This is a genomic window from Nostoc sp. (assembly GCF_036917655.1).
In the GTDB taxonomy this organism is placed as follows: Bacteria; Cyanobacteriota; Cyanobacteriia; order Cyanobacteriales; family Nostocaceae; genus Nostoc.
Genome location: NZ_JBALCY010000063.1, coordinates 71713 through 93406, shown reverse-complemented (window position 1 = coordinate 93406; position 21694 = coordinate 71713). Strand labels below are relative to the sequence as shown.

Genomic DNA, 21694 nt, shown 5'->3' with positions numbered 1-21694 from the left:
AATCTAAAATAACCCCAACAAGAGAAGCTACGAAGAGTGCTAACCCGTCGTTAAAAACAAGAGATTATGACTGTTGCAACCCAATCCCTCAAAGAATTGTCCCTCGAAGAACTTTGTATTAACTCGATCCGCTTCTTGGCTGTTGATGCCGTAGAAAAGGCAAAATCGGGACACCCAGGACTGCCGATGGGCGCGGCTCCGATGGCTTTTGTACTTTGGGATCGCTTTTTAAAGTTTAATCCCAAGAATCCTAAATGGTTTAATCGCGATCGCTTTGTCTTGTCTGCTGGTCATGGCTCGATGTTGCAGTACGCCCTGCTCTATCTGACAGGCTACGATAGCGTCAGCATTGAAGATATCAAGCAATTCCGTCAATGGGAGTCTAAAACCCCTGGACACCCCGAAAACTTCATGACCCCAGGCGTGGAAGTCACCACTGGGCCACTCGGTCAAGGAATTGCTAATGGAGTCGGTTTGGCGATGGCTGAGGCGCACCTTGCCGCTAAATTTAACAAATCCGATACCAAGATTGTTGACCATTACACCTACGTGATTGTGGGTGACGGTTGCAACATGGAAGGAATTTCTGGTGAAGCTTGTTCTTTCGCAGGACACTTGGGATTAGGCAAACTCATCGCTCTGTACGACGACAATCACATCTCCATCGACGGTTCTACAGATGTGGCATTCACCGAAGATGTTTCTAAGCGCTTTGAAGCTTACGGTTGGCACGTCCAACACGTTAAGGACGGCAACACTGACTTAGAAGCGATCGCTAAAGCAATTGAAGCAGCCAAAGCTGTTACCGATAAGCCTTCTTTTATCAAGGTAACAACTATTATTGGTTACGGTTCCCCCAATAAAGCAAACACCGCTGGTGTTCACGGTGCTGCTTTAGGTGGAGACGAAATAGCATTGACTCGGAAAAATTTGGGTTGGGAATACGAGCCTTTCGTAATACCCGAAGACGCTCTCAACCACACACGCAAAGCAGTTGAGCGCGGCGCAGGTTACGAAACCGAATGGAACAAGACCTTTGCGGACTACAAAGCTAAGTATGCCCAAGAAGCGGCTGAGTTTGAACGCTACATAAGCGGCAAACTACCCGATGGTTGGGATAAGGTACTACCCACCTACACCCCCGAAGACAAAGGACTGCCCACTCGCAAACACTCAGAAACCTGCCTCAACAAACTAGCGGCGGTTTTACCTGAATTAATTGGTGGTTCGGCTGACTTAACCCACTCCAACCTTACCGAAGTCAAGGGCAAGGGCGACTTCCAAAAAGGGCACTACGAAAACCCCAACATCCACTTTGGTGTACGGGAACATGCGATGGGCGCAATCTGTAATGGTATAGCGCTGCACGCTTCGGGATTAATTCCCTACGGTGCTACCTTCTTGATCTTCACAGATTATATGCGTGCTGCCATCCGCTTATCCGCCCTTTCCCAAGCTGGCTCGATTTGGGTGATGACTCACGATTCCATTGGACAAGGTGAAGATGGCCCCACACACCAACCCATTGAAACCCTGGCTTCCTTACGAGCCATTCCTAATTTAACCGTGTTTCGTCCCGCAGACGGTAATGAAACCTCTGGCGCTTATAAAATAGCGATCGAAAAGTCGAAGCAAAACGCTCCTAGCCTGTTGGCGTTCACCCGTCAAAACGTCCCCAACTTGCCAGGTACATCAATTGAAAAGGTGGCGAAAGGTGGATACACCGTGGTGGATAGCCAAGGTACACCTGAGATTATCTTGATTGGCACTGGTTCAGAATTGAGCCTCGCCGTTACCGCCGCTGAAAAACTCACAGCCGAAGGTAAGAAAGTTCGTGTCGTCTCGCTACCTTCATGGGAACTGTTTGAAGCACAGGATGCGGCTTATAAAGAGTCTGTTCTGCCGAAAGCTGTCACCAAGCGTTTGTCTGTAGAAGCTGGTAGCAGTTTCGGTTGGCACAAGTACGTAGGTACTGAAGGCGATTGCGTTAGTATCGATCGCTTTGGTGCTTCGGCTCCAGGCAATGTTTGTTTAGAGAAGTTTGGCTTTAGTGTTGATAATGTGTTAGCTAAGGCTAAACAATTGTTGGGTTAATAGCAACAGAATATTCTCAAAATTTTGTGAGGTGGGCATCTTGTCCACCTTTTTTTTACGCAGAGGGGCGTTGAGGGAAGCGCAGAGTAGAATCGTTTATAATTGGGCTAATTAGTTGATGAATGAAGGAGGAAGTTATTCAAGAAGTTTCTAGCTATCATCAAGAACTTACTAACCGGATATCGCCAATTGTAGACAACCTATTTAAAAGCAATAGCTTGTATTTGGTGAAATTAAAAAAATGGGAAATGATTGAAATGCTGGTAGACCTGTTTGGTAAATTTTCACCAGAAGAAATGCGAGCGATTAAAGATGATGATTTAACACGCAGAATTGATAGTATCTTAGTTTTAGAAGCTGTTTCTGGTACCTTAAATGATTTGACGCCAGAGCAAATAAAAATGTACGATGAAGCAGTAAAGAGAAAATAGAGAAAGTGACTTATTTACTTGATACAAACATTGTCAGCTATCTTCTCAAAAAGAACATCAATGTAGATAAGAAGTTCCGAGAAGCACGCCGTCTCCAAAAAGACATATTTATTAGCTGCATCACCTATTATGAGGTCAAACGGGGACTTTTAGCTATCAATGCTACAAGGTAGTCAGCTGACTTTACTTTGTTCTGTCGTAGATATCAAATTTTGTTTTTAGATGATATTGCAATTCTTGAAAAAGCCTGCGAAATTCATGTGGATTTAAAACGCAGATGTCAAACTATCCAAGAGCAAGATATATTTATAGCAGCAGCTGCGATCGCATGCGGTTTAATTCTAGTTTCTAATGACTCTGACTTGCTGGGAGTTGAAGGACTAAGCTTGGAGAATTGGCTATCAACAGATTCTTAAAAATAAGAGCTTCGTCTCTACTTAAGTTTATATTTGTCCTTATGACACTCGTGTTTAGAAACTGGGTTTTTCTAAAAAACCCAGTTTCTAGTCCTAAATTCCTACTAACTTGTCTAAAATAGCCCTAGCGCGAGAATCCTTTAGTCCTTCTGCTGTCCGATAAAAAACCTCCCATTCATCAGAAGTAATTTGTAAATATGATTTGTATTTATCTGCTGATGCTCTCAAGCGTTGTTTGTAATCTGGATAGGAATATATTTTAAGGTAGCGTCCGCGATTACCTGTGCGGCGAACCTTTACTTTCCACTCACGATTATAGCTGTCACATAAAACTGTTTCTCCCAAATCATGTTTAACGCTATGCCGTGTGTGGTCGAATAATTTATTGGCATCTTGGGCGATTTCTTTACCAAGCCTATATAAATCTAATATCATTACTTTTCCTTACAAAACTATTTCAAAATAGGGGTTTTAAATTTATTCTTTTAATTCCCCTGATTGTTCAATTTAAAAAATTTTAAAGCGAATTTAATTATCCAAAAACTGACTTTTTCATCCCGTAAATAGCTAATCCAGCAACTGCACCAGTCCCAGCAAAGCCTATTAAACCTATTCCGTAAGCAGTTCCTCCAATTGCTAAACCTGCACCTCCAACACTGTGGTACACAGTCACTCCTACCACTGCGCCAACTGTTGCAAAGGTAGCTGCTTCATTGATATTTTGAATGATATCCACGTTTTTGAATTCTAAATAACTTTTTATCAGCTTATTTAATTTTTTGAGCGAATGCTACCAAAGAAACACGTAATTAAAATATGGATAGTTCCCATGAACTCAGCACAAACACCTTTAGGCATTGAATCAACCCTACCAGACCACACGCAGCTACCAGAATCTGACGGGACATTTGTGAAAAATCTGCAAGAACATCCGCAAAGCTTATTGCTGACAGATTCGATTCAACCAATCTTGCAAAAGTTGCATCCCGATGGACAATATTGTATTGCTCAAGATGTGGGAGCGATGTCTACGACGGGCTACGCCTACGCAGCGCTTGGCTGCTAAACTAAGAGAATTAAATATTAACCCCGACGAATTAGTTTAATTATTTTGGCAACTATCTTTAGATAGATAGGGTAAACACTACACGATTTATCCTTAGTAATCCCTTGCTAGTAATGAAAAAATACAACTTTCCATCTGAATTTCATATTTAATTGATTTTGTCAATAGGTAATCTCCAGTATTGCCTAAGAAATCAGCAAGGGATTCTCTGGACTGAATCTATATTCATGCTTTATGTAGATGCAGTTATGACTTTGCAAATGCGATGATATATATTCGAGAACAATAATTAGTTACTGTTGTTCAGATAAAAAATCAGATTTTATCCGACTCCGATAACTTTGGTTTTTAGCCAATTGTTTGATGTTTTGAGAAGATAACACAATGAATAATATCCTCAAGCGCACACTTTTACCCAGCCTCATGGCTGCAAGTTTAGCTGGTGTCACCTTAGTTCCAGCGAAACCAGCTGCTGCTGATGACCAAGTACTAAGAGATGTAGGTATTGGGGCTGTTACCAATGTAGTAACAGGAGCTGTTAGAGGACATGGTAGTGTATTAGGCAATGCTGCCAAAGGTGGTGTGACTGGTGCAGCTGTCAATGGTGCAAATGGTCTGAGAAAGCATGGGTATCGCAATCACAATCGCCGGAGCGCTGTCCAAGATGTTGGAGTCGGTGCAGGGGCTGGCGCATTGACTGGCGCAGTTACTGGTGATGGTAGACATACCGTTGGCAATGCTATTGATGGTGCAGCTGTAGGTGGAGCAATCCATCTATTAACCAATCACTAATAATTCGTAAATTCATCAGCTGAAATACTTTCCAACGGTTAACGAACTTATCCCTTCCTAATTCCTCTCCTTCCTAAAAGGAGCAAACCCAACCTCTCTTCCCTAGTAGGGAGGGGAGGTTGGGGAGTTAGATTTATGTTGAGATAATATGCCACCGTCAGGAGCGGATGACGTTAGACTTAATAGTAAGCTCTAGCCCTTTAACGCCTTTCTAAAGTTTCGACGATAGGATTGATTTGTAATAAACAAAGCAGGCCATAGCAAAGCTAAACCAATGCGATTGGTCAAAGTTGGATTAAAATTAGTCCGCCCAAACCCATTCCAAAACTTCCAAGCGCCGCCTCCGTAAACCACTATTAAGCCGACTAAAATTAAGGTACTCATTCCCATCAACTCCGTTAGTAACTGACAGAATTTAAGTTAAGTTTTACCACACGAGGTAAGCACTTTATAAGCAACACTGAGAAGGTATGGCAAAACTCCCCAGTTTTTGACATCTAAGCCAGTTAAACACACATTCTCTTATTCCAGTGTAGAATAGCCTCATGCATTGCAGCTAGTTTGAGGCTCATGTGTTGTATCTCGTCGCCTAAAGGCTAGAAGCCTTGGGCTAAATACATAAAGCAGTAGTTGTTACTGAAAGCTTGCTGTAGTTATAAAAAACGAGAAATTATGCAAAGAATTCGGCTTAGACAATCCTAAAACCTGATCTGAAATTTAGAGGTTTTGGCATTGTTTGCTGTCAAAAACCAATATAAAGACTTTTCACTTTAAATGTTGCTACAAATAAGCAGCAGAGACATTTATTCTACTTATCATAACTTTCTGGCATACCCACTGGTGATAAACCCGCGATCGCTCGTAAGTTTTGGCAACGAATCAAGTCAGTAAAATTTAAACCAGAACGCCCTTCAATTTTTGCTACCGCTTCAATCGCAGATAATAAGTGCTGCGCTGCTTCAGCTTCTGAATAACCCCGCCGTTGTGCTATGCGAATTGCTGCTGCATCGGCATTTAACTCTGACTCTTGAGATTTATTGGCACGCCAAATCCGAAAAGCGGCGATCGCACTTAATCCCCCAGCTACGGCTACACCCACCACATCTGACTGTGCTGCTTCCAAGAATCCACCTAACAGCCCGGCCAGCACTACACCTTGATAAATGTCGGGTTTAAACCACTTCACCCCCGTCAACCAGCTAACCATCTGCAACAGCAGCAAGTCTCGTTGCGGCTTTGTCAAGCGACGCCACAAATCGAAATTAATATATATTGGTCGCGCCTGATTCCAGGGTTGGGGAAAGGAGGCGTCAATCACTTTTGCTTGCTCTGGCTTACTAACGATTTTTGTCGTCATCCGACCAGAAGCAGGCATCACATCTAACAAACGGCGAATTTCAACATTTGGCTCCATAAATTTAATTATTAGCCATAATGTGCATGGTAACTATTTTAGTTATCATTCGTGTTAACCTTTGATTTGTGAGATGCGATCGCAGTCTTTCTAAATGGTTGTTCTATTAGTGAAAACCTCTGTAAATGGCGATTTGTGAATAGATTCAGATCAAGCCATAAGAATATTGATTAAGCAGTTTGCTCGTGTGGCGGGATTTTCTAGTATCCGTTTGCCGCTAAATTCAAAACCTCAAAGTTTTGGATAACCATTGATACTACACTTGTAACTACATGGACGCTTTTGCTACCCTCCCGCCTGAATGGACGAATAAGGCAATACATGCCTATGAATTTTGCTGTCCTAACTGCCACTCAAGTAGCCGAGAAGCTGAAAAAGTTTGGCTAAATCGGCGATCGCCTGTACTCACAGAAGACCGTCATCGCAAATGGCAAGAGTTCTACTATTGCCACTGTGGTTCTGTGTGGTGGGCTTGGAGTAGCGATCGCCCCTCAACAGATATATCTGGTCAGCCAGATTATAATCCCACATAGCCAATTTTTTTCATCAGAATTGTGGATTTATTGATCTGCGACTATCCGTAAGCCAATTCTGAATAAGCTGGTAAATATTCCTACTGGAAGAACTTATGTGCTTTGCTCGTGTTTGATTAAATTAGATGAATTACTACTTTCTGATTGAGAGCACGAGCAATTTTTTGCAACATTGAAAGCGAGTGTCCTTCGTAATCAGCATCTTCAAGGCGTGCAATCACAGGCTGTTTTGTACCAACAAGTTCAGCAAGCTGTTTCTGCGTTAACCCCGCTTTTGTTCTGGCTTCATAAATCAGCTGTGCTACTTTTGCATTGATAGAGGCTTCCTCCACCATTATCTCAAGCTCAGGATCGCTGCTAGTCATCTTGTCAATGTTATATTACGGCAAAAGAGAAAACCAGAGGTGTGGACTATGATTATGGTTCCCCGATATTGAAAAATCTAAACAAAAGCCCACCTCAAGGCGGGCTTTTGTTTATCTAATTCTGAGCTTTGTATTTCATCACCAATTTTAGAAGGTGAAGGTAGTCCGTAGAGTGCCTACGTATTCAGTGTCGTTAGCGTCGTTGTGCTCTGGATTGAAGATTACCAACAAGCCAGGGGTGACTTGAATATTATCGGAAACCTTGAACTTGTAAAGACCTTCTAAGTGATAAGAGGTATTGTCGTCTAAGTTAACATTGGCGGCGACATTTTTTATGCTGCCACCCGTAACTCTGGGTGGTTGACCAAAAATAACACCTAAGACGTTACCTTTTCCACCAAAGTCTCTCAAAGCAAGCGCTCCAGCCCAGTACCAAATATCTGCATCTGCACCCGCATTAGGACCAGTCTGAGCATCGGCAGTTGTGTAACCTCCCCAAGCGCTAAGAGCAAACTTAGGGCTAACTTGGAAAGTACCCTCTACACCGTAGTTGTTGGATTCGGTACGAGTGTTATTCCCAAAGGGATTGTTAACAAAAGCACTGCCTGTACTTTGTAAAAGGTTGTTGTTAGCACCATTAGTTTGATAAGTGCGGGCGTATGTTAGACCAATATTAAAAGCTTTGCTGGGTTGGAAAGATAACTGACCAAAGATAGCGTTATCACCATCCAACAGCCCATTATTAAGGCTAGGGTCGTTAGCAGTCCTAGCTAAATAAGCACCGCTCAAGCTGATCGGGCCTTTAGGATTGAAGGTAACAGTTAAACCAGCGCCACCGGCACCTTGACGATAAATAGGGCTGAAACGTCCATAGCGAGAAAGGGCACCTTTACCAGAGCTAGCAAAGTCAGGGTTGAAGTTATTGACATTCTCCCATAACTCTCCACCAGTGGCATCAATTTTCACACGTACTGCGTCACTAAAGTTGAAAGCATAGTTAATTTTGTCGATGACAACAGAGTTGCCAGTGCCAGTAACACCGTCATAGGCCAAGCGGGTCATGTTAGTACCGCTCACACCAGCATTAGAAACGATGTTGCCAGCATTCAGACGAATTTGCAACTGGTCTTTCCCAGTGAAACTGCTGTATAAGTTCAAACGAACGCGGTCAGAAAAAGTGGTATTAGAATCCAAGTTTTGATTTGAATTACCAGCAGCAACTGCCCTATTTCCAGCAAAAACATCAGACACACTGAAAACTGCTTCCCCAACCAACTTGGTGGTAGTGGAGAACTGATTGGCTTCCAATTCAGAAGTGCGGGCTTCTAGTCCATCCACACGACCGCGCAAGGTGGCTAGTTCAGCAGAATATTCTTCTTGTAAGCGCTGTAAAGTAGCTAAGTCTTGTTTGCTCACCAAATCGGCTGTAGCTGTAGCAATCAGTTCATTAACCCGATCTAAACAGGCATTCAAACCTGCGGCAAATTCATAACGGGTCAAAGCACGGTTCCCACGATAGGTACTGTTAGGATAACCTGCAATACAGCCGTAGCGCTCAACTAGGGATTGTAAAGCTTGGAATGCCCAATCTGTGGGCTGCACATCCGAAAATTGCGAAACTGATGTTACCTGACTCATGTTGTTAGAGTCTTGAGCTTCAGATAAATCGGCAACATTTGTTACCTGTTTGTTGACTTCAGCAGCTAAAGCACTATTCGCAGCAAAAAATGTCGCTGCGACAACAACCGGACTAACTTTAATAAGATTCCAGAATCGTTTTGTCATGTTTTTACTCTCACTCACACCCACATAATCCAGTCCTGAGAAAATGCTTATAACACTTTACTTTCAGGGATTCTACACACAATCACAGCGATGATTATACATTATATTCTGTGATTATTACAAGCAAGTCGTTAACATACTGCTGAACCATAATTTTTAAGTAATTTATTTGGGAACCGCAAAATAATGCGGCGTTTGTGACGTAAAACTGTTCCTTCTTCTTCCAACTGTTGTAGGAGCCGGGTAACTGTTACTCGTGTGGTATTTAACACTTCAGCAATATCTTGATGGGTAACATTTAGATCGATTAGCTTGCCCTTCTCTACATCACGGCCAAATTTTTCGCTTAACCAGACTAAAAACTGCCATAAGCGTAGCGAAATTGGTTTTCGATGCACAATGCTTAGTAGATCCTCTGCTTGTTGAATATGAGACAACAAAGCATTAATATTTTGATGCCACAAATGAGGTGGCACAATGCTTATTTCCACGCCTGTGAGACATTCAATCTGGTAGGGCTTGACTCTAGACAAAGGATAACCAATCAGATCCCCTAATCCCCAATAACCGAGAGTGATGAATGTTCCATCTTCACTCCACGTTAAGGTACGAACTGCACCGTGCTCAATCCGCCAAAGTACGTCATTTTGAAGTGGAATTACTTGCCTACGGGTAAATATCTGCTGGGGTAATTGTCCACTGAAAGCAGAGCTATTTGACACGGCAGAAGAGTTTGAAGTAGGAGTTGTGGAATACATCATTAACCGTAACTACATAATTATCAGGGAATCTCGCTATTTACAATCATTAAGAAACTCTAATAATTTGTATTAAAATTTACCTATATAGTTGAAAGTGTATTCTTCTCAATCGAGCTAGAGACTAACTCAAAATTTTTTTATGGAAACAACTTATGCCTTCAGGTATCTATCAGTAAGATAGACCGGAATTTTTTGGTTGTTTATCTGTTACTCTAATTGTGCAAGTTTAAGAATAGGTAAGCTTTTAGTAAAATATTTAGTTAACTTATTTTTAATAATTTAGTATTTTCTGAAGACTCAGTACAGGATTTTATCAAATCGTAGCGAATCAATTTTAAAAAGTCTCCGCTCCTGGAGGTTTAACTTTCAACCCTCAATTCCCAACGGTTTTACGCAAAGCTGTACGAGTCGTCAGCCTTTGTTTGTAGAGGTAGTGGCTTTAGCCTGTGGACTGATCTGAATCGTCAATTAAGAGCGTTGACCAGTGACAATATATGCTACCCTTTGACCGATATTAGTGGCATGATCTGCCATGCGTTCCAGACAACGAATTGCCAGTGCTAGCAGTATAATTGGCTCAACTACGCCTGGAACATCGCGTTGTTGGGCTAAAGTCTGATAAACGCGATCGTAGGCATCGTCTACAGTATCATCTAGGTGCTTTAAACGGCGTCCACCGGCTTCATCAAAATCTCCCAAAGCCTTCAAGCTAGTTGCTAGCATCGCCTGTGCGTGGAGGGACATAGCTTCAATTTCTGGCAAACACGCATGAGGCGCGTAAGGAAAAATTTTAATCGCAATCTCAGCTAAATCCTCAGCATAATCGCCAATGCGCTCTAAGTCTCGCACCAACTGCATAAAGGCACTCAAGCAGCGCAAATCTTGAGCCGTAGGCGCTTGCAGCGTCATAATCGCTGTACAGTCTGATTCGATTTGACGATAAAAGCGATCAATCTTTTTATCTAATCGGGGAAGTTCCTCAGCTGCTGTTAAGTTACGAGCAAATAACGCTTGGTGGCTGAGGCGAAATGATTGTTCTACCAAAGCACCCATGCGTAATACATCCCGTTCTAAGCGCCTAATGGCGCGTGCGAGTTGGGGTCTTTGAGGATTGGGAGTATAATCGACAGCTTTCACACTTGTTGTCTCAAACGTGAAGATATTACTAACTATAGTCTTGGCTTAGGGAGTTTGCCATAACTTCATGAAATTGGAGTTGCATCCACGCACCACCAGTTTCTGGATGGTTCATAGCTTTGATTGAAGCACCGTGGGCGATCAGAATTTGCTCAACGATCGCTAATCCTAAACCACTGCCTATGATCGCCCCTACGGAGTTACCATCTTGGGGGGAATGGGTTCGCGCTTTATCTCCGCGATAAAATCGCTCAAAAACGTGGGGTAAATCTGCCTCAGAAAACCCGACTCCAGAATCAATAAGATTTATTTCCAGGATTGGGGAAGCCCCATCATTATCCTTTGCTGATAAGATTTTCGCTTTAACGTGAATACTTGTGTAAGGAGGACTGTACTTAATGCTATTGTCTAGCAAGTTGAGAAAAACCTGGTAAATCCGGGCTTGATCTGCCTTAATCCAGAGATTTTCTGGGCCAGAATAAGAAAAAGACAGATGTTGGCGCCCTGCCAAGGGTTCTAGTGTTTCCCAAACGGATGTAATTAGCGATCGCAATTCTACAGCTTTGGCTTGCAATTGCATGGTTGGGTTTGCTTCCATTTGGGTGAGGTCTAGCCAGCTTTGCACTAAGTTTATCAGCCGGTCAACTTCCTGCATCAAGCGGTTAACCCAGCGATTTAGAGGTGGTTCCAAGCGGGTTTGTAAAGTTTCCGCAACCAAGCGAATCGAAGTCAGCGGCGTTCTGAGTTCGTGCGCTAGATCAGAAAAAGAGCGATCGCGGACTTGATTTATATCTAATAGGGGTTGACGATTTTCTAAAAAGACTCCCACTTGTCCATTGGGTAAAGGCAAGCTAGACGCCCGCAAAGCCAGAGATTTTATTGTTGGCATCTCTGCCGTATCATCATAAGATGGATGAAATATCCATTCTCCCGTCTGTGGTTTTTGCAAATCACGAGTTTGCTCAATTAAATGGTCAAGTTCGTAAGACCGTACCAACTCTAGTAACAAGCGCACCTGTTCTGGTTGCCACCTTTGCAGATACAAAATTTCCTGCGCCTGCCGATTACACCACAGCAGTTGATTTTCCTCATCCACCTGCAAATATCCCACTGGTGCAAAATCTAGTAGGTCTTGGTAAGTTTGCAACGACTGCTGCAAATCTTGCCGTTGCTGCTTCACCATCGCTATTTCCTGCCGTAACCCAGGAATCAGCAGCAGTCCCATTTTGTCAGAATGCGAGGTTAACGGTCGGAATAAACGCCCCAGGTAGCGGTTAAGTTGAACCTGTTGCCAAATCCAAAACCCAATGCCTACCGCTAAACCCAGAAAAAATCCCAATAAAAGCATTTGAGTTGTTAGTTTCTTGGTGACTACTAAAAACTAACAACTATCCAAACTAATTATCCAAACCTATAGCCAAAACCTCTCACAGTCACAATATATTCGGGATGACTGGGGTCTTGCTCTAATTTTTCGCGCAACCACCGAATGTGAACGTCTACGGTTTTACTATCGCCGACGAAATCTGGCCCCCAAACCTGATCTAGCAATTGTTCCCGTGACCATACCCTGCGGGCGTAACTCATAAATAGTTCCAGCAAGCGGAACTCTTTGGGGGAAAGACTTACCTCTTGACCACGAACCAGCACACGACATTCTTGGGGATTCAAGCTGACATCCTTGAATTTTAATACTGGTACTTGGGGTAAATTACTTAGGCGTTGGCGGCGGAGTAAAGCGCGACAACGAGCTACTAACTCGCGCATACTAAAGGGTTTGGTCAGGTAGTCATCTGCTCCCACTTCTAACCCCAGAACGCGGTCAGTTTCACTACCCTTAGCACTGAGCATTAAAATAGGTACTGGGTTTCCTTGATGACGTAACAAACGGCAAATATCTAGCCCATTGATTTGAGGCAGCATCAAATCAAGAATGATCAGATCAAAGGGAAGTTCCCCGGAATTGGTTTCAAAACTTTTGAGATACTCTAAAGCAGACCGCCCATCAGGTGCAGTTATCACCCCGTAACCTTCTTCTTCCAGAGCTACAGCTAGCATTTCCTGGATTAATTCTTCATCTTCTACTACTAGAATACGGCTGGTTTGTCCAATGTCCGTTCTGGCAGAATATTTGGTCGATTCACTGGTATACATTGATATCACAAAAGTCTGGGACTGTGCTTGTATCAATTAGGATGATTGAATCTATTATCTAGCTTTACTGCAACCGCGCTTCTACTAGGGTTAATTCTTTTAGATTTTCTTTACAAAAAGTAACAGATATCACAGCACCCTCCTAAATCATAAATCACTAAACATTTTCATATTTTGTTGTGTGACGCAATTACATGAAGAATTGTCTTGACAAAAGCAGATTAAGTTGGGTATATTTGCTTTAGTACAAAAGTACTAAATAGCTCGAAGGAAAAACTATACCTGAAAAACAAAAGGACACATGTGTGGAAAATTCGTACCCATCTAAGTGTCATCTATTGAACATTTCAGTATTTATACTGCGTTAAAAATGTTGATTCAAAGCTACTCTGATGTCTGCATAGGGTAGTCCTTGATATGGCTTGCTACCCAATAAATCATTGCCTATTGAAGGGAGTTGGAAGATGACTACAGTTGGAGTCAAGGACAGCAAACAACAACTAATGCAAGCATTTCAACAAATTATTATTCAAAGAAAAAAGCTGGAATCGAAAATAGCAACTAAACAAGAGGAAGCAGAAAAGGCAAAAAGTCAAGAAATTCTGCAAGCAGCTTCTACATATACGGTTGATAGTATTGTCAAAGGTTTAGCTGATTTACAATTGGAGTTTGGCAGTATTCTCAACGCATTATCTGAAAAACTAGCTCAGGAAAATTCCAAGTTAGATGAATTGAATCGAGCTATAGAAATTGAAACTCAACGCCTACAAGAGCTTCAAGAAATCAGAGTTGTAGCGGATACTCTAGACATTTTAAGTCAAGAACATCAAGAAAAATTAAAAACCCTCGAACAAGATACTATCAGCAAAAGGGAAACACTAGAGAAAGAAATTACAGTCAGGCGAAAAGAATGGCAAAAAGAGCAAGCAGAGTATGAAGAAAAACTCCAAGCATATAACGATTTATTAGCTAAAGCTCGCCAGCAAGAACAAGAAGAATCTCAGTATAAGTTAGAAACTACTTATAAACTCAATACAGACAGTTACGAAGCAATAAAACGCCAACAACAAAGGGAAATACAAGAAAATTCTCAAAATAAACAGAAAGATTGGGCAGAACGAGAAAAGATATTCGCTGAACGCCAACCACTCTTTGCAGACTACCAGCAAAAAGTAACTACATTTCCTAATGAACTGGAAGAAGCTGTTAAGAAAGCTAGGGAAGAGGCAATTAAAGAAACAGTCCAAAAAGCTAAAATAGAGGCTGATTTATTTGATAAAGAGTGGGAAGCTAATAAACAAAGTTATGAACAAAAAATTCAATCCCTGGAAGAAACAATTAAGAAACAGTCTGAGCAAATAGAAGGTATTTCTGCTCAACTGCAAAGTGCATTAAAACAAGCACAAGACTTAGCTATGAGAGCTTTTGGCAGTTCTAATCTTAAATAGTTATGAGTCTGGAGCATCTTAATCATTTTTAATTCCTGAAGAGGAGGTTTGTTGTGGTGGTAAAAAAACCGACTGATAAGAATACTAAAGTAGAAATTCTTCAGGCGTATGAGGAGTTAGCTAAAGAAAAAGCAGCGCTGAAATCGGAACTTGATCAAGTTGGTAAAGAAAACCAGCCGGGAACTAAAGAACAGCCTAAATTAGAACAAAAAACACCTATGAATCAGCTTTCTAGTGTCCAAGAAAAGATGAACAATACAATTGAAAGCTTGGCAAGGATTCAATTAGGTTTTGGCAGTGCTGCTAATGAATTATCAGAACAGCTAACCATAAAAGCCTCTAAATTAGAAGAAATCAGGCGAAATTTAGAAGAAGAAATCCAACAATTAACACAGTTGCACAATTTAGAAATTTCTGATGATATCTTGGATACTCTCATCCAAGCTTATGAAGATAATACTAAAGCTTATCAGGAAGAATATAGCCAGCGTTCTGAAGTGTTATTCCAAGAAATACTAGAGCAAAGGAATACTTGGGGAAAAGAACAAGAGGAACAGCAACGGGCGATAAAAGAACGAAATGAAAACTTGAATAAAACTCGGCAACGCGATGCGTCAGAGTATAAATATAATTTAGAACTCCAGCGACAACTGCAAAGTGGCGAATACGAACAAGAGCAGAAAGCACTATATAAGCAACTAGAAGAATTACTACAAGAAACAGAGAAACAGTGGGCTGAAAGAGAGAAAGCAATTTCTGAAAGAGAGAAACAATTTGAAGAATTAAAAGCCAAGGTAGAGGTTTTTCCGAAAGATAAAGAAGCAGCCATCAAAAAAGCTACAGAAGAAGGCAAAGGCATCGCCCACTATCAAGCTAAAGTAAAATCAGATTTATATTCTAAGGAAGTGGAAGGGCAAAAGCGTTTCTATGAACAAAGATTGCAATCTCTAGAACAAACTATTACTAATCAAGAGACGCGGATTCAAAATCTTTCTAAACAACTTGAATCTGCTCTCAAACAAGTTCAGGATTTGGCAGTTAAAGCCATTGAAGGTACTTCAAATGTTAATTCATATCAAGCAATCAAAGAAATAGCTTTAGAACAGGCAAAGACTCAAGTAAAAAATAAATAAGCTGATTTCTTCTTGATGATAATTGTAGAGACTTAAATTAAATCAAGTCTCTACAAGGAACTATAAAGCTTTTTATTCGGTTCTCTTTGGTTTTTTGATGTCTGAGGGAGGTTGTAGTTTCTTCTTCTTTGTTGCGTTAGCCTGTGTTTGATTAAATGCTTGGTTAGAATTTTGTTCTTGACTAGACATAATACTAAATTTTGAACTCTACTACAATTTAATCTACATTACGGGTATTGTCGATTACGGAAACAGATCGCCGAAAATTTCAGTTGAAACAAAAAAAGTTTAGTAGATAATGTTACCCCTGTAGAAAGCTTTACTTTTAACGGGTTAGAGACAAATCTTAATATATAAGTCAGCGATCGCTAGGTAACGCAGTGTGCAACTCCCTCTCCTTAGTAAGGCTACGGTGTACACACAAGTCGAAAAAAGCTCGATTTCTCATTTCTCCTTGTTCTCTCGTTCCTATGCAGAGCATGGGAATGGTTGATTAGAGGCTGCTGCCTCCAGTCAGATATTGAGTCAGAGACTCAATGAATGCATTCCTCATGCAGAGCATGGGAACGAGTCAAGCCTAATCAAGCTAGGTTTTTAGGACTTGTGTGTACACCCTCTCCTTACTAAGGGAGGGATTAAAGACTTGAAATCGGAGTAGTAGCCATTAATATACTGGAATCTCAATGACAAATTCTGTTCCTTCACCAAGCACAGAATTGCAACTCAACCGCCCATTGTGGGTTTCCTCGACAATTTGACGAGCGATCGCTAATCCTAATCCCGTTCCTTTCCCCACCTCTTTAGTTGTAAACAGATGGTCAAATATCTGCGTTCTAATCTCCTCTGGCATCCCCTGACCGTTATCTCTAATGCGAATTGCTACCGTGCGTTGGTCACTGGATACTTCGGTATGAATCAGTATTTGCTGATGATCGGCTTTCACTTGGGCAAAAGAACGCCCCTGAATGGATGTATCTAAGGCATCAATTGCATTAGCGAGGATGTTCATAAATACTTGATTTAGCTGTCCTAAAAAGCACTCAACAGGCGGTAAATCTCCATAGTCAGTAATGACTTCGATCGCGGGACGTTTTTCGTAAGCTTTGAGGCGATACTTCAAAATCAACAGCGTACTCTCAATTCCTTCATGGAGGTTACAAGCAACTTTTTCGGTTGTATCGGCTCTGGAGAAGGTGCGGAGACTGGTACTAATGTCTCTAATCCGTTCCGAAGCCCCCTTCATCGAACTTACTAGCTTTGGGAAGTCTTCAATCAGGAATTCTAGGTCAATTTTTTCGCCATGCTTAATGACTGCGATCGCTGGAGTGGGATAATGTTGTTTAAGCAATTGGATATGGGCGAGTAAGTCTTGAGTATACTCTTCGGCATTGTTGAGACTGCCTTCGAGAAATCCAATGGGATTATTAATTTCATGTGCCACCCCAGCAACCAAATTGCCCAAGGTTGCCATTTTTTCATTTTGCACCATTTGTAATTGGGTATGCTCAAGTTCTTGCAGCGATCGCTCTAACTGTTGTCCATAATTTTGGGATTCTTGATAAAGGCGGGCATTTTCTAGAGAGATGGCGGCTTGGGTGCATAGCAGTTGGATAACTTCAGTGCGATCGCTCGTAAATGCACCAATTGTCAGCGCATTTTCTAGATATAGCAGCCCGATGAGTTTACCTTGATTTAACATCGGCGTACACAACACACTCTTAGGTTGTTGCTGCATGAAATATGGATCGGCGATAAAATTAGTTTGTGCTGTTAGATCATCGAACACAACAGTTTTTAAGCTGCGTTTGACAGAGTTTACCAGTGTAATCGGAATGCCTTCGCTGGTTGACAATGGTACAGATACCAGGGTGACTCCTTCATTAATAGTGGCTACAGCTTTAACCACTAAGTTGTCCTGTTGCAGTACAAGCAAGGCAGCTTTTTGTGCCCCAGCATTTTCCATCACCACTTGCAAAAGGGTAGTGAGTAATTGCTGTAATTGAATTTCACTGGAGAGAGCTTGGGAGACTTTAAAGATGGTGGCCAAATCGAGGGCTTCATAAATATTGCTGCTAGAAAGGTTTGTGTGGATGGTTTGATGTGGGAATGATGATCTATCGACAGTTGAATTTAGTTGAAAGCGATTAAGTTGCTGTTGTAATATGGGAGCCAAGAGGTGAGGATAGCGTTTTTCTAAGTCCTGGATTTTAGCTTTAGCACCCCAACGGGCATAGCAGTAATAAGCTTCTTGCATATAAACTTGGGCGATTTTTTCTTTGCCCCAGTCGAGGTAGAACTTGGCAGCTAGCTCATTGCTCAAGGCTTCTTCTTGGATATATTCGTTTTCTTTAGCTAGAGTTATGGCGCGATCGTACAATTCCATTGCTTTGTTTTTTTGCAGCAAAATCCGATGCCGCTCTGCTTCGACTAAATAAAATTTGTGTTGATGATTCATTGGGGCATGATGCGCCCATTTTTTTAGCTTTTTCTGATGGGATATTACTTTTTTAATAATCTGTTTTTGCTCGGTAGCCGTTGCTGTTGAATAAAGAATCAGTTGGGTTAGCGCCTGATAAAAATAAACTATTGGTACAACTGCCGCCGATGTTACCCCATCTAAATAGGTTATTGCATTAATTGATGCCTCAGATGCTCCGGCATAATTTTCAAAAAGGTAGCAAAGTATCAGTTCATTGGCATAGCTAAAGCACAATCCAGTGCGATCGCCTGCTTGCTCTTGTAATGGGCGAATAGTTTGTGCATCATAAACAGCACCTGAGAAGTAACTGGGATTAGTAGACGGTTCTAACAAATTCAAGATGGCTTGACGAAATGAATTAATATAACTCTGAGGTTTTTCTTGTCTAAAATGGCTGTAGACTTCAGCATAGTCACCCATCTTTTTTTCTAACTCAGCCAATTCCTGCCCGATAAAATATCCATGAAAACTACAGCTATAGCTAGCCCAAGCAGCATATTCAATATCTCCTGTTTCTAACCCCACTTGATACGCTTCGGTTAACGGTGCAATTGTGTCTTTAAGAGGTTGATGCCAGTGATTAATAAATGTTTGAACAATGAAGAAGGTTCTAGCTTTGAATTCCTTGCTATGGAATTTTTCGAGAACTTGTAATGCTAATTGACCAAATTCATAACCGGTCTCAATATTTCCCAAAATGCCACACTCAATCAATCCATACCAGGCATAGCCAAATGCAGATGCTCCCGCATTGCCGTACTGCATCGATAGATTGACTTCGCTCAAGATTATTTGTGGTAGTAAATCTGGACGACCAATATAAGCCGTTGAATTCGTACTAGCTAGAATTCGGATTGCTGCCAGCTGTTTGCCCCCCGTCATGTCAGGTAAATCAATCAAAGTTAAAGGAGATTTACCTAAAAGTCGTAATTTTGTTTGGGCTAAACTGAGGAATGTTTGCGTTTTATTTGCTTGATGAGATAGTTTTACACCTAAGAGATTTAGCAGTGCGATCGCAGTCCGAATCGAATCATCAAAACGACTCTGAGCTAAATAAGATTGAATTTGGATTTCAATCGATTTTACCTGATCTAGTAAGACATTAGCATGGTGTTGGACTTGCTTGACAAACTCTTCTGCCTGGTCAAATTCACCTATAAAATATGCTGCCGAAGCAGCTTCTTCATACAAGGCTAATGTGAGTGAATATTGTTGTTGCCAGCTATCTTTTGTCAATAGCTGAATCCCGCAACTAATATATTCCATTGTATTAGTATAAGCAGTGGATTGTTTGGCTTTTTGCCCAGCTAGCAAATTTAACTGTGCTAATTGATTTCGATCAGACTGGTCAGTGATTAGATTTACACCAATATTTAACTGATTAACAATCTCAAAAATTCTCTCTCCCTGCTTTTTAATCGGTATTTTGCTTAATAATAGTTGGCCAATTTGCAGATGGATGGATTGCTTTTTTGACTCTAGGATTAACGCATAAGCCGCTTGTTGAACGCGATCGTGTAAAAATTTATAGTTTACAGTTAGCGAACTTTGTACTAAATCTTGTGTTTCCCGCCCGACATAGAATTTGTAAACTTCACTTTGTGGCAGGATTAATCCCTCTTGTAATGCTTTCCAGAGGTATATTGCTGTTTCGGTTTCGGAATTTTCTGAAACAATTGCCAATGTTGCCAAATCAAATTGATTACCAATACAAGCCGCTAATTTCAAAACATCCTGCGTTGGTTCTGGCAATTTTCGCAACCGTAACACCATAAAATCAACCACATCATCTGTCAGGGCTAACACCTTCAAGTGGGCAATATCACACTGCCAACTTTCGCTATCTAAATCAAATTTAATTAGTTGATCTTGATGCAGTGCTTTGAAAAAATGCGTACTGAAAAATGGATTTCCCTTGGTTTTCTGATAAACCAATTGTGTGAGTTTTTCTGTAGTTTCTAGTGAACAACTTAGGGTATCAGCAACCAGTTGATTTAAACTGGGTTCACTCAGGGGAGCTAATGTAATTTTGTTAATGCTAGCATTGGCTTTGGCAATTTCATCTAATGTCAACATCAATGGATGAGCAGCAGAAACTTCATTATCCCGATAAGCTCCAATTAAAAGTAAAGCTCCACTTCCTGACTCGTTCATCAGCAACTGGATCAATTTCAGTGATGTAGAATCAGCCCACTGCAAATCATCAAGGAAAATTACTAATGGATGTTCTTTTGTGGTGAATACCTGAATGAACTTTTGGAAGAGTAAATTAAACCGATTCTGTGCTGCACTGGGTGAAAGTTCGGTTGCAGGTGGTTGTTGACCAATAATTTGTTCTAGTTCGGGAATTACCTCAAGAATGACTTGCCCCTGCTCACCCAGCACTTGTAAAATTTTATTTTTCCAAGTTGACAATTGGGCATCACTTTCACTCAGCAATTGCCCCATTAAGTCTCGAAACGCCTGCACAAAAGCAAAGAAGGGAATATTACGATTAAATTGGTCAAATTTGCCTTTGATGAAGTAGCCTCTCTGTCGAGCAATGGGTTTATGAACCTCGTTGACTAAGGCAGTTTTACCAATACCAGAAAAACCAGCCACTAGCATTAGTTCTACCCCCCTTAGTCCCCCCTTGGTAAGGGGGGATTCAGGGGGGTTGGTAACGCGGTCAAATGCTTTTAGCAGAGTTTCAACTTCATCCTCACGACCATAGAGTTTTTCTGGGATAATAAAGCGATCGCACACATCCCGTTGAGCAATTGGGAAACTTGCAATCTTACCCGTTTCCTTGAGTTGAGCCAAACAATTTTCTAAATCATATTTCAGCCCAAATGCACTCTGATAGCGGTCTTCGGCATTTTTCGCCATCAGTTTGCTGACAATAGATGAGAGTACAGGCGCAATTTGCAGATTAATCTCGTGTACTAAAGGCGGAAGTTTGGCAATATGACAATGTACCAATTCCATCGGATCGTGCGATTTAAATGGTAATTGCCCTGTTAGTAACTCGTAAAAACTTACACCCAGAGAATAAAAATCAGTCCGGTAATCAATTCCCCGATTCATGCGTCCAGTTTGCTCTGGAGATAAATAGCCAAGTGTCCCTTCTAGCACATTAGGACTCATCAAGATTTGAGTTTCCCGTGGCAGCAGAGATGCAATACTAAAGTCAATTAACTTAACTTCTTTAGTTTCTGGATTAATTAAAATATTGGCGGGTTTAATATCTTTGTGAATGATCAGATTACGAATTAGAATATCTAAGGCATTACAGAGAGCGATCGCTATTTGTAAAAACTCAATCAGAGTTTGTGGTGTTCCCCCCATCCCCCCATTCTTTCCTCTCCCTTCCCAGTGGTTGAGAGAAATTCCTCCAAAGTCCTCCATCACTAACGCATAGCCATTCTGGTAGGGTTCCAGGCTATAGGTTTGGATGATTCCAGGTAGATTTAGATTTTTGGCGATGGTAAACTGGTTGCGAAACTGTACCAATTCGCTGAAACTGGGATAAGCAGTTTTCATCAGCTTAATAACCACAGATTTTTGGTCAGTCTCTCGATTAGCGCGATAAACTAAGGTTCGAGAACCGTTATAGAGTTCTTTGCTAACCTGATATCCGGGAATACTGACCATACGGCTTAATCCTTGAGATGCCAGTATCTAGTGTTCCCAAAAACAGGGCCGGA

At 41.4% G+C, this 21694-nt stretch carries 17 protein-coding genes and 2 pseudogenes; 8 read left to right on the top strand and 11 right to left on the bottom strand.

Annotated features, from left to right (window positions below; all coding sequences use genetic code 11):
* Nucleotides 1–66: 66 nt before the first annotated feature.
* The 3 genes and pseudogenes from tkt to V7K30_RS21665 all read left to right on the top strand — a co-directional run bounded on the left by tkt (nucleotide 67) and on the right by V7K30_RS21665 (nucleotide 2941).
* Nucleotides 67–2094: a transketolase gene (tkt, locus tag V7K30_RS21675; RefSeq protein ID WP_335002757.1), complete on the top strand. Its 2028-nt coding sequence runs from the start codon at nucleotides 67–69 to the stop codon at nucleotides 2092–2094.
* A 137-nt stretch (nucleotides 2095–2231) separates the two neighbouring features.
* A complete protein-coding gene (locus V7K30_RS21670) occupies nucleotides 2232–2525 on the top strand; it encodes a hypothetical protein (RefSeq protein WP_229451151.1) in 294 nt (97 codons plus the stop codon).
* Between the two features lie 5 nt (nucleotides 2526–2530).
* A pseudogene (locus V7K30_RS21665) lies at nucleotides 2531–2941 on the top strand (PIN domain-containing protein).
* A 93-nt stretch (nucleotides 2942–3034) separates the two neighbouring features.
* Here V7K30_RS21665 and V7K30_RS21660 read toward each other — a convergent pair.
* Both V7K30_RS21660 and V7K30_RS21655 read right to left on the bottom strand, forming a co-directional pair.
* Nucleotides 3035–3376, bottom strand: a complete 342-nt coding sequence (locus tag V7K30_RS21660; RefSeq protein WP_335002756.1) for a hypothetical protein — start codon at nucleotides 3374–3376, stop codon at nucleotides 3035–3037.
* A gap of 97 nt (nucleotides 3377–3473) precedes the next feature.
* The gene (locus tag V7K30_RS21655) at nucleotides 3474–3677 is read right to left on the bottom strand and encodes a hypothetical protein (protein WP_335002754.1); all 204 of its coding nucleotides are present in this window, start codon (nucleotides 3675–3677) and stop codon (nucleotides 3474–3476) included.
* A gap of 93 nt (nucleotides 3678–3770) precedes the next feature.
* Between V7K30_RS21655 and V7K30_RS21650 the strand changes: the two are divergent.
* Nucleotides 3771–3962: pseudogene (locus tag V7K30_RS21650) on the top strand (Uma2 family endonuclease); the annotation flags it as partial.
* Between the two features lie 429 nt (nucleotides 3963–4391).
* Nucleotides 4392–4799 carry a hypothetical protein gene (locus V7K30_RS21645; protein WP_335002752.1) on the top strand — a complete coding sequence of 136 codons (408 nt, stop codon included), beginning with the start codon at nucleotides 4392–4394 and terminating at the stop codon, nucleotides 4797–4799.
* A 192-nt stretch (nucleotides 4800–4991) separates the two neighbouring features.
* Here V7K30_RS21645 and V7K30_RS21640 read toward each other — a convergent pair whose 3' ends face one another.
* Together V7K30_RS21640 and V7K30_RS21635 are read right to left on the bottom strand one after the other, a co-directional pair.
* Nucleotides 4992–5183, bottom strand: coding sequence for a hypothetical protein (locus V7K30_RS21640; RefSeq protein WP_335002750.1), 192 nt, complete (start codon nucleotides 5181–5183; stop codon nucleotides 4992–4994).
* A gap of 424 nt (nucleotides 5184–5607) precedes the next feature.
* Nucleotides 5608–6213 (bottom strand): DUF3318 domain-containing protein, encoded by a 606-nt coding sequence (locus V7K30_RS21635; protein WP_335002748.1) that lies wholly within the window; start codon nucleotides 6211–6213, stop codon nucleotides 5608–5610.
* 272 nt (nucleotides 6214–6485) lie between these two features.
* Between V7K30_RS21635 and V7K30_RS21630 the strand changes: the two genes are divergently transcribed.
* Nucleotides 6486–6746 (top strand): hypothetical protein, encoded by a 261-nt coding sequence (locus V7K30_RS21630; protein ID WP_335002746.1) that lies wholly within the window; start codon nucleotides 6486–6488, stop codon nucleotides 6744–6746.
* Between the two features lie 116 nt (nucleotides 6747–6862).
* On the opposite strand, the gene V7K30_RS21625 is transcribed toward V7K30_RS21630, so the two are convergent.
* The 6 genes from V7K30_RS21625 to V7K30_RS21600 form a co-directional block, all read right to left on the bottom strand.
* Nucleotides 6863–7111, bottom strand: a complete 249-nt coding sequence (locus tag V7K30_RS21625; RefSeq protein ID WP_335002744.1) for a helix-turn-helix domain-containing protein — start codon at nucleotides 7109–7111, stop codon at nucleotides 6863–6865.
* Nucleotides 7112–7258: 147 nt separating this feature from the next.
* Nucleotides 7259–8896, bottom strand: coding sequence for an iron uptake porin (locus tag V7K30_RS21620; RefSeq protein ID WP_335002742.1), 1638 nt, complete (start codon nucleotides 8894–8896; stop codon nucleotides 7259–7261).
* A 131-nt stretch (nucleotides 8897–9027) separates the two neighbouring features.
* Nucleotides 9028–9657: a Crp/Fnr family transcriptional regulator gene (locus V7K30_RS21615; RefSeq protein ID WP_335002740.1), complete on the bottom strand. Its 630-nt coding sequence runs from the start codon at nucleotides 9655–9657 to the stop codon at nucleotides 9028–9030.
* Between the two features lie 468 nt (nucleotides 9658–10125).
* Entirely contained in the window at nucleotides 10126–10794 is a 669-nt protein-coding gene (gene phoU / locus V7K30_RS21610) for a phosphate signaling complex protein PhoU (protein WP_335002738.1), read from the bottom strand.
* A gap of 28 nt (nucleotides 10795–10822) precedes the next feature.
* A complete protein-coding gene (locus tag V7K30_RS21605; RefSeq protein ID WP_335002736.1) occupies nucleotides 10823–12142 on the bottom strand; it encodes a sensor histidine kinase in 1320 nt (439 codons plus the stop codon).
* A gap of 53 nt (nucleotides 12143–12195) precedes the next feature.
* The gene (locus V7K30_RS21600) at nucleotides 12196–12948 is read right to left on the bottom strand and encodes a response regulator transcription factor (RefSeq protein WP_335002734.1); all 753 of its coding nucleotides are present in this window, start codon (nucleotides 12946–12948) and stop codon (nucleotides 12196–12198) included.
* 464 nt (nucleotides 12949–13412) lie between these two features.
* Between V7K30_RS21600 and V7K30_RS21595 the strand changes: the two genes are divergently transcribed.
* Together V7K30_RS21595 and V7K30_RS21590 are read left to right on the top strand one after the other, a co-directional pair.
* Nucleotides 13413–14396, top strand: coding sequence for a hypothetical protein (locus tag V7K30_RS21595; RefSeq protein ID WP_335002732.1), 984 nt, complete (start codon nucleotides 13413–13415; stop codon nucleotides 14394–14396).
* A 53-nt stretch (nucleotides 14397–14449) separates the two neighbouring features.
* Entirely contained in the window at nucleotides 14450–15529 is a 1080-nt protein-coding gene (locus tag V7K30_RS21590) for a hypothetical protein (protein WP_335002730.1), read from the top strand.
* Between the two features lie 664 nt (nucleotides 15530–16193).
* Here the strand turns inward: V7K30_RS21590 and V7K30_RS21585 are convergent.
* Nucleotides 16194–21641, bottom strand: coding sequence for a trifunctional serine/threonine-protein kinase/ATP-binding protein/sensor histidine kinase (locus V7K30_RS21585; protein ID WP_335002728.1), 5448 nt, complete (start codon nucleotides 21639–21641; stop codon nucleotides 16194–16196).
* Nucleotides 21642–21694: the final 53 nt, after the last annotated feature.

Bases quoted from the DNA above. Each gene is read 5' to 3' on its own strand.
- V7K30_RS21620 (WP_335002742.1), bottom strand. From the start codon at position 8,896: ATGACAAAACGATTCTGGAATCTTATTAAAGTTAGTCCGGTTGTTGTC.
- tkt (WP_335002757.1), top strand. From the start codon at position 67: ATGACTGTTGCAACCCAATCCCTCAAAGAATTGTCCCTCGAAGAACTT.
- V7K30_RS21630 (WP_335002746.1), top strand. From the start codon at position 6,486: ATGGACGCTTTTGCTACCCTCCCGCCTGAATGGACGAATAAGGCAATA.
- V7K30_RS21625 (WP_335002744.1), bottom strand. From the start codon at position 7,111: ATGACTAGCAGCGATCCTGAGCTTGAGATAATGGTGGAGGAAGCCTCT.
- V7K30_RS21660 (WP_335002756.1), bottom strand. From the start codon at position 3,376: ATGATATTAGATTTATATAGGCTTGGTAAAGAAATCGCCCAAGATGCC.
- V7K30_RS21595 (WP_335002732.1), top strand. From the start codon at position 13,413: ATGACTACAGTTGGAGTCAAGGACAGCAAACAACAACTAATGCAAGCA.
- V7K30_RS21640 (WP_335002750.1), bottom strand. From the start codon at position 5,183: ATGAGTACCTTAATTTTAGTCGGCTTAATAGTGGTTTACGGAGGCGGC.
- V7K30_RS21585 (WP_335002728.1), bottom strand. From the start codon at position 21,641: ATGGTCAGTATTCCCGGATATCAGGTTAGCAAAGAACTCTATAACGGT.
- V7K30_RS21605 (WP_335002736.1), bottom strand. From the start codon at position 12,142: ATGCTTTTATTGGGATTTTTTCTGGGTTTAGCGGTAGGCATTGGGTTT.
- V7K30_RS21600 (WP_335002734.1), bottom strand. From the start codon at position 12,948: ATGTATACCAGTGAATCGACCAAATATTCTGCCAGAACGGACATTGGA.
- V7K30_RS21635 (WP_335002748.1), bottom strand. From the start codon at position 6,213: ATGGAGCCAAATGTTGAAATTCGCCGTTTGTTAGATGTGATGCCTGCT.
- V7K30_RS21615 (WP_335002740.1), bottom strand. From the start codon at position 9,657: ATGATGTATTCCACAACTCCTACTTCAAACTCTTCTGCCGTGTCAAAT.
- V7K30_RS21645 (WP_335002752.1), top strand. From the start codon at position 4,392: ATGAATAATATCCTCAAGCGCACACTTTTACCCAGCCTCATGGCTGCA.